At 65.5% G+C, this 14,734-nt stretch carries 15 protein-coding genes; 1 reads left to right on the top strand and 14 read right to left on the bottom strand.

Annotated elements, in window-relative coordinates:
* Window positions 1–3 precede the first annotated feature (3 nt).
* From AC1RP5_RS13585 to AC1RP5_RS13600, 4 genes are all read right to left on the bottom strand, one after another.
* A complete protein-coding gene (locus AC1RP5_RS13585; RefSeq protein WP_493111294.1) occupies window positions 4–177 on the bottom strand; it encodes a hypothetical protein in 174 nt (57 codons plus the stop codon).
* A complete protein-coding gene (gene clpA / locus AC1RP5_RS13590) occupies window positions 177–2,498 on the bottom strand; it encodes an ATP-dependent Clp protease ATP-binding subunit ClpA (protein WP_493111296.1) in 2,322 nt (773 codons plus the stop codon). Before clpA ends, AC1RP5_RS13585 begins: the two co-directional genes overlap by 1 nt.
* Window positions 2,499–2,540: 42 nt before the next feature.
* Window positions 2,541–2,945, bottom strand: a complete 405-nt coding sequence (gene clpS / locus AC1RP5_RS13595) for an ATP-dependent Clp protease adapter ClpS (protein ID WP_493111298.1) — start codon at window positions 2,943–2,945, stop codon at window positions 2,541–2,543.
* Window positions 2,946–3,008: 63 nt separating this feature from the next.
* Window positions 3,009–3,728, bottom strand: coding sequence for a hypothetical protein (locus AC1RP5_RS13600; RefSeq protein WP_493111300.1), 720 nt, complete (start codon window positions 3,726–3,728; stop codon window positions 3,009–3,011).
* A 237-nt stretch (window positions 3,729–3,965) separates the two neighbouring features.
* Here AC1RP5_RS13600 and AC1RP5_RS13605 point away from each other — a divergent pair, with 237 nt between their 5' ends.
* Window positions 3,966–5,339 carry a D-alanyl-D-alanine carboxypeptidase family protein gene (locus AC1RP5_RS13605; protein ID WP_493111301.1) on the top strand — a complete coding sequence of 458 codons (1,374 nt, stop codon included), beginning with the start codon at window positions 3,966–3,968 and terminating at the stop codon, window positions 5,337–5,339.
* On the opposite strand, the gene AC1RP5_RS13610 is transcribed toward AC1RP5_RS13605, so the two are convergent.
* From AC1RP5_RS13610 to fabD, 10 genes are all read right to left on the bottom strand, one after another.
* On the bottom strand, window positions 5,308–5,742 hold the full coding sequence (locus AC1RP5_RS13610; RefSeq protein ID WP_493111303.1) for a gamma-glutamylcyclotransferase family protein: 435 nt from the start codon (window positions 5,740–5,742) through the stop codon (window positions 5,308–5,310). The genes AC1RP5_RS13605 and AC1RP5_RS13610 overlap by 32 nt on opposite strands.
* Entirely contained in the window at window positions 5,742–7,136 is a 1,395-nt protein-coding gene (pgmG, locus tag AC1RP5_RS13615; protein ID WP_493111305.1) for a phosphoglucomutase/phosphomannomutase PgmG, read from the bottom strand. Before pgmG ends, AC1RP5_RS13610 begins: the two co-directional genes overlap by 1 nt.
* A gap of 32 nt (window positions 7,137–7,168) precedes the next feature.
* The gene (locus AC1RP5_RS13620; RefSeq protein WP_493111307.1) at window positions 7,169–8,485 is read right to left on the bottom strand and encodes a UDP-glucose dehydrogenase family protein; all 1,317 of its coding nucleotides are present in this window, start codon (window positions 8,483–8,485) and stop codon (window positions 7,169–7,171) included.
* Window positions 8,486–8,490: 5 nt separating this feature from the next.
* On the bottom strand, window positions 8,491–9,366 hold the full coding sequence (galU, locus tag AC1RP5_RS13625) for a UTP--glucose-1-phosphate uridylyltransferase GalU (RefSeq protein ID WP_493111309.1): 876 nt from the start codon (window positions 9,364–9,366) through the stop codon (window positions 8,491–8,493).
* 121 nt (window positions 9,367–9,487) lie between these two features.
* Window positions 9,488–10,198 carry a J domain-containing protein gene (locus AC1RP5_RS13630; RefSeq protein ID WP_493111311.1) on the bottom strand — a complete coding sequence of 237 codons (711 nt, stop codon included), beginning with the start codon at window positions 10,196–10,198 and terminating at the stop codon, window positions 9,488–9,490.
* 3 nt (window positions 10,199–10,201) lie between these two features.
* Window positions 10,202–11,245, bottom strand: a complete 1,044-nt coding sequence (mltG, locus tag AC1RP5_RS13635; RefSeq protein WP_493111313.1) for an endolytic transglycosylase MltG — start codon at window positions 11,243–11,245, stop codon at window positions 10,202–10,204.
* Window positions 11,246–11,262: 17 nt separating this feature from the next.
* Complete coding sequence (gene fabF / locus AC1RP5_RS13640; protein ID WP_493111315.1) at window positions 11,263–12,519, bottom strand: beta-ketoacyl-ACP synthase II; 1,257 nt, start codon at window positions 12,517–12,519, stop codon at window positions 11,263–11,265.
* Window positions 12,520–12,553: 34 nt separating this feature from the next.
* A complete protein-coding gene (locus AC1RP5_RS13645; protein WP_068191947.1) occupies window positions 12,554–12,793 on the bottom strand; it encodes an acyl carrier protein in 240 nt (79 codons plus the stop codon).
* A gap of 135 nt (window positions 12,794–12,928) precedes the next feature.
* Entirely contained in the window at window positions 12,929–13,669 is a 741-nt protein-coding gene (gene fabG, locus AC1RP5_RS13650) for a 3-oxoacyl-[acyl-carrier-protein] reductase (RefSeq protein ID WP_493111317.1), read from the bottom strand.
* Between the two features lie 10 nt (window positions 13,670–13,679).
* A complete protein-coding gene (gene fabD, locus AC1RP5_RS13655; protein ID WP_493111319.1) occupies window positions 13,680–14,621 on the bottom strand; it encodes an ACP S-malonyltransferase in 942 nt (313 codons plus the stop codon).
* Between the last annotated feature and the right edge of the window lie 113 nt (window positions 14,622–14,734).

The following is a 14,734-nucleotide window of genomic DNA, read 5'->3' on the forward strand; positions in this document are numbered from 1 at the left end:
GGCCTACTTGGCCATCAGCACTCCGAAGAAGAACACGACGAAGAAGACGAGCTGCTGGGTGAGGCCGAGCGGCGCCTGCCAGCCGATCTTTTCGATGATGAACAAGGCCACCCAGAACACCGCGGTGGCGAACACCGCGGCGCGCAGGGCGACCCAGAGAGGCTTGAAGGCGCTCACTACTCGGCGAGCACCGGCTCTTTATTGGCCGGCGGCAACGCCCCGCGCTCAGGCGGCAGGAAGGTGAAGACGAGCTTGGCGGTCTCGGCCGGCCCGTCGACGTCGACACGGACCGTGCCGCCGTCGGAGAGTTTGCCGAACAGCACTTCCTCGGCCAGCGGCTTCTTCACATATTCCTGGATCACGCGGGCGAGCGGCCGGGCGCCGAACAGCTTGTCGTAGCCCTTCTCCGCCAGCCAGCGGCGTGCACCGTCGGTCAGCTCGATGAAGACCTTGCGGTCGGCGAGCTGGACTTCGAGCTCGGCCACGAACTTGTCGACCACCCGTCCCATCGATTCCGGGCCCAGGCTGGCGAACTTGATGATCGCGTCGAGACGGTTGCGGAACTCCGGCGCGAACATGCGGTTGATCGCGTCGTTGTCCTCGTCGTGCCGCTGCTCACGGCCGAAGCCCAGCGCGGGCTTGGCGATGTCAGCGGCGCCGGCATTGGTAGTCATGCAGAGGATGACGTTGCGGAAGTCCACCGTCCGGCCGTTATGGTCGGTGAGCTTGCCGTAATCCATCACCTGCAGCAGGACGTTGAACACGTCCGGATGCGCCTTCTCGATCTCGTCGAACAGCACGACGCAATGCGGATGCTGGTTCACCTTGTCGGTGAGCAGGCCGCCCTGGTCGAAGCCGACATAGCCCGGCGGGGCGCCGATCAGCCGCGAGACGCTGTGCCGTTCCATGTACTCCGACATGTCGAAGCGGATGACTTCAAGGCCAAGCAGGCGTGCAAGCTGGCGCGTCACCTCGGTCTTGCCGACACCGGTCGGGCCAGCCAGCAGGTAGCTGCCGATCGGCTTCTCCGGCGAGCGCAGCCCCGCACGCGCGAGCTTGATCGAGGCCGCGAGCTGATCGATTGCATGGTCCTGGCCGAACACGACCGTCTTCAGGTCGCGGTCGATCGAGCGCAGCAGCTCGGTATCGTCCTTGGAGACCGACTTCGGCGGGATGCGGGCGATCTTGGCGACGATATCCTCGATATCGGCTACTTCGATCGTGGTCTTGCGCTTGTCCGGCGCACGCAGCATCTGGGCCGCGCCGACCTCGTCGATCACGTCGATCGCCTTGTCCGGCAGCTTGCGATCGTGGATGTAGCGCGCCGACAGCTCGACCGCCGCCTTGATGGCGTCGTCGGTGAAGCTCACATGGTGATGCTTCTCATAGACCGGCTTCAGCCCCTTCATGATCTCGATCGCGTCGTTGATCGTGGGCTCCGGCACGTCGATCTTCTGGAAGCGGCGGACCAGCGCGCGATCCTTCTCGAAGTAGTTGCGATACTCCTTGTAGGTCGTCGAGCCGATGCAGCGCAGCTCGCCCGACTGAAGCGAGGGCTTCAGCAGGTTCGACGCGTCCATCGAGCCGCCCGACGTGGCGCCGGCGCCGATGATCGTGTGGATCTCGTCGATGAAGAGAACCGAGTTCGGCTTCTTCTTGAGTTCGCCCAGCACGGCCTTCAGCCGCTCCTCGAAGTCGCCGCGATAGCGCGTGCCGGCCAGCAGCGCACCCATGTCGAGCGAGTAGATGATCGCTTCCTTCAGGACCTCCGGCACCTCGCCGTCGACGATCTTGCGCGCAAGGCCTTCGGCGATCGCCGTCTTGCCGACGCCGGGCTCGCCGACATAGAGCGGGTTGTTCTTGGTGCGGCGGCACAGGACCTGGATCGTGCGCTCGACCTCGTGCTCGCGGCCGATCAGCGGATCGACGCGGCCCTCGCGGGCCTTCTGGTTGAGGTCGACGCAGTAGGCGGCCAGCGCCTCGTTGCCCTGCTTGGCCGCGGACTCGCCACCCGCCTCCTCCTCCGAGCCGCTGACGCGGCGCGCACGGGAGCGGCCCGGCACCTTGGCCTTGCCGTGGCTGATGTAGTCGACCGCATCGAGGCGCGTCATGCCCTGGTTCTCCAGGAACGAGACGGCATGGCTGTCGCGCTCGGAGAAGAGCGCGACCAGCACGTTGGCGCCGGTCACTTCGTTGCGGCCCGAGGACTGCACGTGCACCGCGGCGCGCTGGACGACGCGCTGGAAGCCCGCGGTCGGCAGCGGCTCGCTCGGATTCTGCGTGATGATGCCCTTCAGGCGATTGTCGACGAAGGTCTCGAGATCGTGCCTCAGCCGGTCGATATCGACGCCGCAGGCTTTGAGAACGGGCACCGCATCCTCGTCCTCGGTCATCGACAACAGCAGGTGCTCCAGCGTCGCATATTCATGGCGACGCTCACCTGCGAGCCCGAAGGCGCGATGCAGGGACTTCTCGAGGTTCTTGGACAGCATGGACATCGGACCACCTCGACTGGAAAAACAAACTACTCTTGGTCGGCTCTACTCTTTCTCCAACGTGCACTGGAGAGGGTGCTGGTTCTTGCGGGCGTAATCGACCGTCTGGGTCACTTTCGTCTCCGCGATCTCGTATGTGTAGACACCGCAGACGCCCACGCCCTTCTGGTGGACGTGCAGCATCACCTCGGTCGCCTCTTCGCGATTCTTCTGGAAGATGTTCTGCAGAACGTCGACGACGAACTCCATCGGCGTGTAGTCGTCGTTGAGCATGAGGACTTTGTACATCGACGGCTTCTTGGTGCGGGTACGCGTGAGCGTAAGCGCGCCAGTGCGACCGTCGTCGCCGCCCTCGCCGTCTTCACGACGCGGCGGCTGCTGGGGCGGTCCACCCGGCGGCTCGCTCGGTCCGCCTGACCGCCATTCGCCTGCGTTGCGCAGAAAGTCCATCTTGGTCGCCACACTCCAAAGCCAAGCCACACAGGAATTATATAGGTAGCCCAAACGATTCCGCTACCTCGGTCGGAGCCCATCCTTCCCCACCACGAGCATCCAGCGATCGGCACGGGCCCGGCTGATCGGGGCGTTCATGTCGCGGCGCAGTTCCGCAGGCTCCAGCTTGCGGGGCGGATTGACGGGGATTGGCACCTTGTCCCACGAGAACAGCTTTGCGGAGAACTTCACATTGGCGAAGCCGTCGCTCGGGTAATGATAGGCTTGGAAGCCCCAGACGCCGTTCCGGCAGGACGCCACGGTCCACCAGAAGTCGTTGTCCGGCAGGCGCATTCCGTCTCGCGGAGGCCCGAAGGCCCGGCTCTGCTCGAGCAACCCCACGAGTTCGCGGGTTTCATCCACGCTCAGGATCCGCTGGCCGCCCTTCATGCTCCAGGGCGCGAAGATGTCCGACGGCTGCGAGATCAACATGTTCGTGATCCCGGTTGTGACGGTGCCCTGTCCTTCGAGCACCCCGATGTTCAGACCGGCCGTGCCGTCGGGCTGCAGGAAGATGTCGTAGGCGCGGACCTGCTCCTCCCAGAGCGCGTTGTAGATCAGCCGCAGGTGGTTTCGTCCGCCCGGCACGCAGGCTGCGCGGATGTCGTTGGCCGCCACGAAATCGAACCAGTGGAAACTGCGCACGATCGGCTTTTCGACGTTGCGATCGGGGCGCTGGGCCGCCGCCGGCGCTGCGGCAAGCAGGCCCAGGGCAGCCAGCGTCACGAAAAAAGCCTTCATCGCACTCTCCTCTGGGGGTCCCAGCATAATCCGAACCAACTAGGGCAGCAGAGCGGCATGACCAAAGTTGCATAGCCCCACGAACTTTAGTAAAGTTACAGGAATTGCTCATAACCTATTGGTCGAGCACAAGAATTAGATTTGGCGTATGGCGTATTCGCAATGATATTCCCCCTCAGGCGAATTGCGGTCAGCCTTTCTTGGCTCGCCTTCGGCGTTCTCTTCGTCGGCGCTTCAATGGCGCCGTCGCCGGTCGAAGCCCAGACGACATCCATCAAGCGCGCCGCACCGCCGGCCAAGGCCCGCGCCAAGGCTTCCTCGCGCAACACGTCCTCGTCCTGGGTTCCCAATCCCGGCGTCAACGCCCGTGAATCCTATCTGATCGTCGATGCCACGAGCGGTCGTGAACTCGCCGCCGACCGCGCCGACGAACTGCGTCATCCCGCTTCGCTGACCAAGCTGATGACGATCTACCTCACCTTCTCTGCCCTCGATTCGGGCCGCCTGTCGCTCGGCGATGGCTTGCAGGTGTCGATCAACGCCCTCAACGCGCCGCCGACCAAGATGGGCATGACGCCGGGCGGCACCGTAAACGTGCGCGACGCCACGATGGCGCTGGTCACGCGCTCCGCGAACGACGCCGCGGTGCTGTTGGCCGAAGGCCTCGCCGGCAGCGAGGAAGCCTTCGCCCGCCTGATGACCCAGAAGGCGCGCCAGCTCGGCATGACGTCGACGGTGTTCCGCAATGCCTCGGGCCTGCCGAACAGCGAGCAGGTCACCACGGCGCGCGATCTCGCCAAGCTCGCCAACGCGCTGATGCGCGACTACCCGCACTACTACGCAATCTTCTCCGTGCAGAGCTACTCCTATCGCGGGCGCACGCTGGAGAATCACAACCGCATGCTCGGCAGCTACGAAGGCGCCGACGGACTGAAGACCGGCTACACGAACGCCTCGGGCTTCAATCTCGTGATGTCGGCAATGCGCGACAATCGCCGCCTGATCGGCGTCGTCATGGGCGGCACCAGCGCCGCGCAGCGCGACCGCACGATGGCCGCCCTCATGGATCGCGGCTTCTCGCTGGCGCAGGCCATGCAGCTCTCGCCCTGGACGTCGATCCGCAAGCCCGGCTCTGCCCGCTACACAGCCGCCCAGTTCGATCCCGGCGCCAGCTTTGCCGAGGCCTACAAGCCGCCGGCGGCCCCGCCGCAGCAGGTCAGCCCCAAGTATGCCGGCTTCGTACCGCCCGCCCCGGCAGCACCAGCCAACACGACGGCATTCGCCGCGGCCCCGGCCGCCGCTTCGCCGCCGCCCGCGCCCGCCACGCCGGACACGCCCGCTCTCGGGAGCTGGGTGATCCAGGTCGGCTCCTTCAGCGAGCCCGCCGCGGCGCAGGCCGCGCTCGAACGCGCGACCGCGGCGCTTCCCAACGCCCGCTCGGCCTCGGCGATCGTCGACGAAGTCCAGATGGCGAACCGCGTCTTCCATCGCGCACGGCTCATCAACCTGTCGCAGGAACAGGCCACCGAAGGCTGCAAGCGCCTCGAAAAGCGGAAGATCTACTGCTCGGCGCTGCAGGTCACGGCGTGGAATACGCCGGGTGCACGCTGATCGCCTTTCTCAGGCGATCGATGAACGACCGCTTGTGACGGCGCTGCCAGAGCGTCAGGTCCCAGAGTTCGCGACTGGGCTTTAGCCGCGATTGAATGGGTTCGAAAACCGACACTTCGGTCATCGCCCCACCAACCTTCACCCTGAGCGGCACGACGCGATAGCCCGGCCCTTCATAGGCCGCGAGCAAGGCAACGTCGCGATCGCTGAGGCCGCCGACGATCGCGCCCGGCACCTCGCCGCACGGATCGGCGATCACGATCGGATAGGTGGCGCCTTCCACTCGTCGCCGCGCATGGCCCGGCAGGCTGGCCGCCGTATAGGCCTGCGGCGGCAGGCGCCGCCGCAAGACCAGGGCCGTCACGTCGCGATCGAGCAACGTGCCGTAGAAGAAAAACCGCATCAGTGATGGCCGGACGAGGCGTCGTCCGGCAGCTCGACGCCGCACGCCGCGAGGGCGGCCTTCAGGTCCGACATCAGCCGCTCGAGGCCTGCTTCGTCGGACGCCTCGCAGCGCGCGACCAGGACGGGCTGCGTATTTGACGCCCGCAGGAGCCACCAGCCGTCCTTGGTGCTGACGCGCACGCCGTCGACATCGGAGAATTTGGCGCCGTCCTTCTGCAGCCGCGCCTTCACTTTCTCGACCACGCCGAACTTCTGGTCGTCCGGGCAGTCGAAGCGCAGCTCGGGCGTGTTGATCGGCTGGGGCAGCCCGTCGCGCATCTCGGCCAGGCTTTCCTTCGAGTTGGCCACGATGTTGAGCAGGCGCAGGCCGCAATAGAGCGCATCGTCGAAGCCGTAGAAGGTGTCGGCGAAGAACACGTGGCCGCTCATCTCGCCGGCGAGCGGCGAGCCGATCTCGGCCATCTTGCTCTTGATCAGCGAATGGCCGGTCTTGAACATCATCGGCTTGCCGCCGGCCTTGGCGATCTCGTCGAACAGCACCTGGCTCGCCTTCACGTCGGCGATGATGGTGGCGCCGGGATGGCTCTTCAGCACGTCGCGCGACCACAGGACCAGCAGCTGGTCGCCCCACAGGATGCGGCCCTTGCCGTCGACCGCGCCGATACGGTCACCGTCGCCGTCGAAAGCGATGCCGAGATCGCATCCCTGCTTCTCGACCAGGGCGATGAGCTGTTCGAGGTTCTTCGGAACCGTCGGATCGGGATGATGCGCCGGGAAAGTGCCATCGACCTTCTCGTTGATCACGAAGTGCTCGCCCTCGAGTTTGTCGACGACGGAGCGGATCGACACGCCGACGGCGCCGTTGCCGGTATCCCAGGCGACCTTGAGCTTCTTGCCGGGCTTCACGTCGCGCAGCAGGCGCGCGGCATAGTCGGCGAGGATCGGCCGCTTCTCGACCTTGCCCTGCCCCGTCTCCCAGTCGCCCTTGCCGGCCATCTCACCCAGCGTCTGGATGTCAGCGCCGAAGAACGACTTCTTGCCCATCATCATCTTGAAGCCGTTGTAGTCCGGCGGATTGTGCGATCCGGTGATCTGGATGCCGCCATCGGTCTCAAGGTGATAGACCGCGAAGTAGAGCATCGGCGTCGCCGCGAGGCCGATGTCCAGCACGTCGATGCCAGCCGAGGTGAGGCCCTCGATGCAGGCGGCCGCAAGCTCGGGCGAGCTCAGGCGGCCGTCGTAGCCAAGCGCCACCTTCTTTCCGCCCTTGCGACGGACGAGCGTGCCCAGCGTGCGCCCGATCGCCCGCGCATCGGCGGCATGGACGGTGCCGCCCACGATGCCGCGGATGTCGTACTCACGCAGGATGCTCGGATCGAACTTGTGGCTCATGCGATGGTCTCCGGAAAAAGCCGTGAGGAAAATCAGGACCGCGGGCCGGGACGGCCGACGCCTTCGTAGATGAAGCCGAGCGTACGCATTTCCCCGGGATCGAAGATGTTGCGCAGGTCAACGATGCGCGGCTGGCGCATCACTTCCTTGATGCGACGCGGATCGAGGCCACGGAACTCGTGCCATTCGGTGATCACCACCAGCACGTCCGCCCCCGTCGCCGCCTCGTAGGCGGTCTTGGTGAAGGTGACGTCGCTCATCAGACGCCCCGCCTCGGTCATGCCCTCGGGATCGAACGCGACGATCTTGCCGCCCGCCGCCTGCAGGGCCGGCACGATGTCGAGCGACGGCGCATCGCGCATGTCGTCGGTGTTCGGCTTGAAGGTGAGACCCAGCACACCGATCGTGAGGCCAGCGACCGAGCCGCCGCAGAAATCGATGACCTTCTGGGCCATCTTCTTCTTGCGGCTGTTGTTCACCTGGATGACCTGCTCGACGATCGTCTGCGGCGCGTCGGCCTCGCGTGCGGTGTAGGCCAGTGCCAGCGTGTCCTTGGGGAAGCAGGAGCCACCGAAGCCCGGACCGGGATGCAGGAACTTGCGACCGATACGGCCGTCGAGACCGATGCCGCGCGCCACGTCGTGCACGTCGGCGCCCACCCGCTCGCAGAGGTCGGCGATCTCGTTGATGAAGGTGATCTTGGTCGCGAGGAACGCGTTGCCCGCGTACTTGGTCACCTCGGCCGTCTCGATGTTGGTGAACACCATCGGCGTCTGGATCAGGTTGAGCGGCCGGTATACGGCCGACATCACATCGCGCGCCCGCTGGCTCTCGACGCCGATCACGACCCTATCGGGCTTCATGAAATCCTCGATCGCTGCGCCCTCGCGCAGGAACTCCGGATTGGACGCGACGTCGAACTCAGCGCCCGGCCGTGCTTCGCGGATGATGCGCGCGACCTCACGGCCGGTGCCGACCGGCACGGTCGACTTGGTGACGACCACCGTGTAGCCGGTGATCGCCTTGGCGATCTCGGCCGCCGCGGCATAGACGTAGGTGAGGTCGGCATGGCCATCGCCCCGCCGGGTCGGCGTTCCGACGGCGATGAACACCGCATCGGCATTGCCCACCGCGTCGCTGAGTTGGGTGCTGAAGGTGAGACGTCCGGCCCGTGCATTGTCGGCCACCAGCCTGTCGAGGCCGGGCTCGAAGATCGGGATCTCGCCATTGCGCAGCCGCTCGATCTTGGCTGCTTCCTTGTCGACGCACACCACGTCGTGGCCGAACTGGGCGAAACAGGCCCCGGAGACCAGTCCGACATAGCCGGATCCGATCATGGCAATACGCATTTCAATCAGCCTTTCAGGAGACGGCCCAGGAGAGCGCGCGTCTCGGTGGTGGTATCAGGGCGGTGCAGCGCCACAGCGACATTGGCCTCGAGGAAGCCGATGCGGCTGCCGCAATCGTAGCGCTGGCCGGCGTAGCGCAGGGCGTGGAACGGGCTCTGGCCGATCATCTTCGCCATCGCGTCGGTAAGCTGGATCTCGCCGCCCGCGCCGGTCTCGTGCCGGTCGAGATGGCCGAACACCTCCGGCAACAGCACGTAGCGACCGATCAGCGCCAGGTTCGACGGCGCTTCCTCGGGCTTCGGCTTCTCGACCATGCCGGTGATTTCCGACAGGTTGCCGTTCTCGTTCTTCACCGCCGCGATGCCGTAGCTCTTGGTCTGTTCGCGCGGCACTTCCATCACGGCGACGACGCTGCCGCCGGTCTTCTCATGTGCCTGCACGAGCTGGCCGATGCAGCTCGGCTTGTCGATCGTGAGTTCGTCGGGCAGCAGCACGGCGAACGGCTCGTCGCCGATCCAGTGACGCGCGCACCACACCGCGTGGCCGAGGCCGAGCGGCTTTTGCTGGCGCGTGAAGATGGCATTGCCCGGCTTGATCGTGGCGGCCTGGGTCTGCTTCAGCTCCGGCGCCTTCTTGCGCTGTTCCAGCGTCGCCTCGAGCTCGTAGGCGTGATCGAAGTGATCCTCCAGCGCGCCCTTGTTGCGGCCCGAGACGAAGACGAATTCCTCGATGCCGGCGGCGAGGCATTCCTCCACCGCGTACTGGATGAGCGGCCGGTCGACGACCGTCAGCATCTCCTTGGGCATGGCTTTGGTGGCCGGCAGGAACCTCGTTCCCAACCCGGCGACCGGCAGGACGGCTTTACGGACACGCTGCGCCATGCTCATCGACCTCGTTCATTCAGTGACTGGATTGTATATTAAAATCAATGATTTGACAGGATCGTGGCAAGAAGGTCCACGGGGCGCGTTTGATGCCATGTCAGCGCTCTCCCTGGCAAGATCAACCACCCAGCAGCACGTCCTTGGCGCGGTTGATACGCGCGGCAAGGTCGGCCGTGCCGCCCACGTCGGGATGCATGCGCTGGATCAGGCGGCGGTGAGCGGCCCGAATGTCGTCGACGCTGGCGCCTTCGGTCAGGCCAAGCACGGCCAGCGCCTCTTCGCGCGACATGTCGGTACGCGGCCCGCGGGGCGGCGGCGCCTTCTGCGCATTGCGCCAGTCAACGCCCAGTCGCCGGTCGAGATAGGCCTCGAGGACACGTAGCGAATCGGCGTCCGCCGCACATTCAGAGCGCAGGTCGAGAAGCTCGGCATCCGTCAGGGCATCCAGCGTCCGCCCGGCAAACCGGCCGGCCAGCACCGTCCCGCCGACATCGCCACTCGCATGATCGATCCAGGCTTGCAGGAACACAGTGTTGACCTGGGTCCGCTGACCGGTCCCCGGCGAGCTGAACCCGCCGGACGGGCGGTTCCGGACGGCCCGTGCGATCAAGGCCGTGATGACCACACCCGCCAGTCCCATCAGTTCCGGCAGGAGGCCGGGCAAGAAGCGCATGCCGAAGATCAACAGGCCGCCCACGCCAATGCCGCCCAGAACCACCATGACGATGCGCAGGCCGCGGGCCAGTGACGACGGATTGGCTCGCACCAGCCAGAAGATGACGAAAGCGACGGCAGCCAGGATGAGGAGCGCCAGAAGGAGCGCCGGCACGGCTTACTGCCGGGTCGTCGGCGCCTGTGGCGCCGGCGTCTGCGGCTGCTGCGTCTGGGTCTGCGATTCCGCGCGTTCGCGCTGGATCTGGCGCCACCGCTCGACGTTGCGATTGTGTTCGAGCAGCGTGTTGGCGAAGGCGTGCCCGCCCTGTCCGTCGGCCACGAAATACAGCGAGCGGTCGCGCGCCGGATTGGTCGCCGCCACGATCGAGGCGCGGCCCGGATTGCAGATCGGCCCGCGCGGCAGGGCGGCGATCACATAGGTGTTGAACGGCGTGTTCGACTGCAGGTCGGCGCGTGTCAGATCGCGGCCCAGCGCCACCTTGCCTTCGGTCAGCCCGTAGATGGTCGTGGGATCACTCTCGAGTTTCATGCGCCGGCGCAGGCGGTTCATGAACACCGCCGCCACCTTGGTGCGCTCGGCGGGCACCGCAGTTTCCTTTTCGATCATCGACGCGAGAATCAGCGCCTCGCGCTTGTTGGCCAGCGGCAGCCCCGCGGCCCGCTTGCGCCACGCGTCGTCGAGCGTCTTCTCCATCGCCTCCTTCATGCGCAGCAGCAGCCCGTCGCGGGTGTCGTCGCGCGAATAGAAGTAGGTCTCGGGCAGGAGGTCGCCCTCCTTCACGTCCAGCGTGATGTCGCCGGTCAGCGCCTCGGTCTTGCGCACCAGTTCCAGCACCTCGGGCGTCGTCGTGCCCTCTGGAATGGTGAGGCGGCGCTGGACCACCTTGCCCGACTGCAGGAGGTCGACGAGCGCCTGCATCGAGGTATGGGCCGGCACTTCGTACTCGCCCGCCTTGATGGGCTTGGGCGACGGATCGATCATCAGGGCCACGCGGAACAGGCGCGGATGGGCGATCACGCCCTCTTCCTGCAGCAGCTTGGACATGGTGGTCGGCCCGGCGCCGCGCGGGATCACGATGTTCTTCGTCTTTTCGAGCGGTCCCTGCGCCGTGAGGATGGCGTGGCCGACATAGACCGAGCCACCCATGACGGTCGCGAACAACGCGATGAAGAAGAGAACCCAGCGGAAGTAGCTGAGCATGACTCAGCTCCCGATGTTCAGGCTGGCCCGACGATCAGGGCCGCGTTTGTGCCGCCAAATCCGAACGAATTGCTGAGCGCGTAGCGGACCTTGCGCTGCTTCGCCTGCTTGGGAACCAGGTCGATGTCACAACCCTCGTCCGGCTCGTCGAGATTGAGCGTCGGCGGAACCGCCTGCTCGATCAGCGACTTGATCGAGTAGATCGCTTCGATCGCGCCCGCGGCACCCAGCAGATGTCCCGTCGCCGACTTGGTCGACGACATCGACAGCTTGTAGGCGTCTTGACCGAACGTGCGCTTCACGGCGCCGAGTTCGATCACGTCGGCCATGGTGGACGTGCCATGGGCATTCACATAGTCGATCTGGTCGGTGCCGAGATTGGCACGCTTCAGCGCCGCCTTCATCGCCCGCATCGCGCCATCGCCATCCTCGGAGGGCGCCGTGATGTGATAGGCGTCACCCGACAGGCCATAGCCCAGGATTTCGGCGTAGATCTTGGCGCCGCGCTTCTTGGCATGCTCGTATTCCTCGAGCACGACACAGCCCGCGCCTTCACCCATCACGAAGCCGTCGCGCTTCTTGTCCCACGGACGCGAAGCCTGGGTCGGCGTGTCGTTGAAGTCGGTCGACAGCGCCTTGCAGGCGTTGAAGCCCGCGATGCCGATCCGGCAGATCGCAGCTTCGGCGCCGCCCGCCACCATGACATCGGCATCGTCGAACTGGATCAGCCGCGCCGCATCGCCGATCGCATGCGCACCGGTGGCGCAGGCGGTGACGACGGCATGGTTCGGACCCTTGAAGCCGTATTTGATCGAGACCTGGCCGGAGACCAGGTTGATCAGCGCCGAGGGAATGAAGAACGGACTGACGCGACGTGGCCCCCGCTCCTTCAGCACCAGCGACGTCTCGTAGATCGTCTGCAGGCCACCGATGCCGGAGCCGATCATGACTCCGGTCCGCGTGAGACCTTCCTCGTCCTGCGGCGCCCAGCCGGAATCCTCGACCGCCTGCTGGGCGGCCGCGATTCCGAAGACGATGAACTTGTCGAGCTTCCGCTGCTCCTTGGGCGCAAGGTAATCGTCCACGTTGAAGTGGCCGTTCGCCTTGTCGCCCTGGGGGACTTCGCCCGCGATCTTGGTCGCGAGGTCGGATGTATCGAAAGCCTGGATCGACCGGATACCGGACTCGGCCGCCATCAGGCGACGCCAGTTCGTGTCGACGCCGTCACCCAACGGCGTGACCATACCCATGCCGGTTACGACAACTCGCCTCATCTTCCGCCTTCCTTCTTGCAGGAACCGGTGGAGATCAGGACTTCGCGTTGCCCTTGATGAAGCCGATCGCGTCGCCGACGGTCTGGATCTTCTCGGCGGCGTCGTCGGGAATCTCGATGCCGAACTCTTCCTCGAACGCCATCACGAGCTCGACCGTGTCGAGGCTGTCCGCGCCCAGATCGTCGATGAACTTGGCCTCTTCCTTGACCTGAGCGGCCTCGACGCCGAGATGCTCAACGACGATCTTCTTAACGCGCTCGGCAATATCGCTCATTTTCTTGTCCTTCCGTGTATCCAAAAAATCCCGGCCGCCGAAGGGGGTCGGCGAATGCCGGGCTCTTAACATAGCTGCCGTGCCATTGGCTAGGTCCGAAAAGCCCACAAAATCAGGCACTTGCAGCCTTTACCCTCAGATCATCGCCATCCCGCCGTTGATGTGCAGGGTCTGGCCGGTGACATAAGCGGCTTCGTCGCTCGCGAGATAGACCACACCGGCCGCAATCTCCTCGGGCGAGCCGAGCCGGTCGGCGGGCACGCGGCCCAGGATGGTCTTCTTCTGGTCGTCGGTCAGCACGTCGGTCATCGGCGTGGCAATGAAGCCCGGCGCGAGACAGTTCACGGTGATGCCGCGCGACGCCAGCTCCTGGGCCAGCGACTTCGACATGCCGATCAGTCCGGCCTTGGCCGCGGCGTAGTTCGCCTGTCCGGGATTGCCGGTGACGCCCACGATCGAGGTGATGTTGATGACGCGGCCGAACCGCCGCTTCATCATCCCGCGCATCGCAGCCCGGGTGAGACGGAAGGTGCCGGTGAGGTTCACCTGCAGGACCTTCTCCCACTCCTCGTCCTTCATGCGCATCGAGATGTTGTCGCGCGTGATGCCGGCGTTGTTCACCAGGATGTCGAGCTTGCCGCCCATCGCGGCTTCGGCTTCCTTGGCCAACCGGTCGATGTCGGCCGGATCGTCCATCTTGGCGGCGACGACATGCGCGCGCTCGCCGAGTTCGCCCTTGAGCTTCTCCAGCGCCTCGGCGCGAGTGCCCGACAGCGTCACGGTTGCACCCTGCTTGTGCAGTGCACGCGCGATGGCGCCGCCGATGCCGCCGGACGCACCGGTCACGAGAGCTGCCTTGCCGGTCAGATCGAACATGGCACTCTCCTCAAACCGTCTTCAAAAAGGCTTCGATATCGGCCGGCGTGTTCAGCGCGAGGCCCGTCATGTCCTTGTCGATGCGCTTCACCAGACCCGACAGGACCTTGCCGGTGCCACACTCGACAAGCGCGTCCACGCCCCTCGCCTTCATATATTGCACGCTCTCCCGCCAGCGGACGAGACCGGTGACCTGTTCCACCAGCCGCTGTTTGATGGAGTTGGGATCGCTGAGCTCGGATGCAAGCACATTCGACACCAGCGGCACGCGCGGCGGCATCAGCGTCACTTCCTCGAGCGCGACCTTCATCGCGTCGGCCGCCGGCTGCATCAGCGGGCAATGGAAGGGCGCGCTCACCGGCAGCAGCATGCCGCGCTTGCAACCCTTGGCCTTGGCTGCCTCGATGGTGCGCTCGACCGCTTCCTTGTGGCCGCTGACGACGATCTGGCCGCCGCCATTGTCGTTGGCGACCGCGACGACCTCGCCCTGCGCTGCTTCCTTGCAGGCTTCCTGAGCGGGCTCGAGTTCGATGCCCAGCAGCGCGGCCATCGCGCCGACACCCACCGGCACCGCTTTCTGCATCGACTGTCCGCGCAGCTTCAGGAGCCGTGCGGCATCCGAAAGCGTCAGCGCGCCGGCCGCGGCCAAGGCGGAGTATTCGCCGAGGGAATGGCCCGCGACGTAGGCAGCCATCGCCGGCAGCGGCTTGCCGCCGTCCTTTTCCAGGATCCGGACGACCGCGACACTGACCGCCATCAGGGCCGGCTGGGCGTTCTCGGTCAGGACCAGGTCGCTTTCCGGCCCTTCCCGCATCAATTTGGAGAGATTCTGCTTCAGCGCCTCGTCGACTTCGCCGAAAACGTCCCGGGCGGTGGCGAAGGCACCGGCGAGGTCGACTCCCATGCCGACCGCCTGCGATCCCTGTCCCGGAAAGACAAAAGCCCGACTCATGCGCGTTTTCCCCTGATTTCGGCTAGAATTGCGGCAGTCATACCGGGGTGCCGGACGCAGTCAAGCCGCACCGGGAATGCCTTGCTTTCGGGGCGCTGGCCTGTATAACCGCC

The sequence above is a fragment of the Reyranella sp. GW821-FHT12G01 genome (assembly GCF_058806575.1).

Bases quoted from the DNA above. Each gene is read 5' to 3' on its own strand.
- clpA (WP_493111296.1), bottom strand. From the start codon at position 2,498: ATGTCCATGCTGTCCAAGAACCTCGAGAAGTCCCTGCATCGCGCCTTC.
- clpS (WP_493111298.1), bottom strand. From the start codon at position 2,945: ATGGACTTTCTGCGCAACGCAGGCGAATGGCGGTCAGGCGGACCGAGC.
- AC1RP5_RS13600 (WP_493111300.1), bottom strand. From the start codon at position 3,728: ATGAAGGCTTTTTTCGTGACGCTGGCTGCCCTGGGCCTGCTTGCCGCA.
- AC1RP5_RS13605 (WP_493111301.1), top strand. From the start codon at position 3,966: ATGGCGCCGTCGCCGGTCGAAGCCCAGACGACATCCATCAAGCGCGCC.
- AC1RP5_RS13610 (WP_493111303.1), bottom strand. From the start codon at position 5,742: ATGCGGTTTTTCTTCTACGGCACGTTGCTCGATCGCGACGTGACGGCC.
- pgmG (WP_493111305.1), bottom strand. From the start codon at position 7,136: ATGAGCCACAAGTTCGATCCGAGCATCCTGCGTGAGTACGACATCCGC.
- AC1RP5_RS13620 (WP_493111307.1), bottom strand. From the start codon at position 8,485: ATGCGTATTGCCATGATCGGATCCGGCTATGTCGGACTGGTCTCCGGG.
- galU (WP_493111309.1), bottom strand. From the start codon at position 9,366: ATGGCGCAGCGTGTCCGTAAAGCCGTCCTGCCGGTCGCCGGGTTGGGA.
- mltG (WP_493111313.1), bottom strand. From the start codon at position 11,245: ATGCTCAGCTACTTCCGCTGGGTTCTCTTCTTCATCGCGTTGTTCGCG.
- fabF (WP_493111315.1), bottom strand. From the start codon at position 12,519: ATGAGGCGAGTTGTCGTAACCGGCATGGGTATGGTCACGCCGTTGGGT.
- AC1RP5_RS13645 (WP_068191947.1), bottom strand. From the start codon at position 12,793: ATGAGCGATATTGCCGAGCGCGTTAAGAAGATCGTCGTTGAGCATCTC.
- fabG (WP_493111317.1), bottom strand. From the start codon at position 13,669: ATGTTCGATCTGACCGGCAAGGCAGCTCTCGTGACCGGTGCGTCCGGC.
- fabD (WP_493111319.1), bottom strand. From the start codon at position 14,621: ATGAGTCGGGCTTTTGTCTTTCCGGGACAGGGATCGCAGGCGGTCGGC.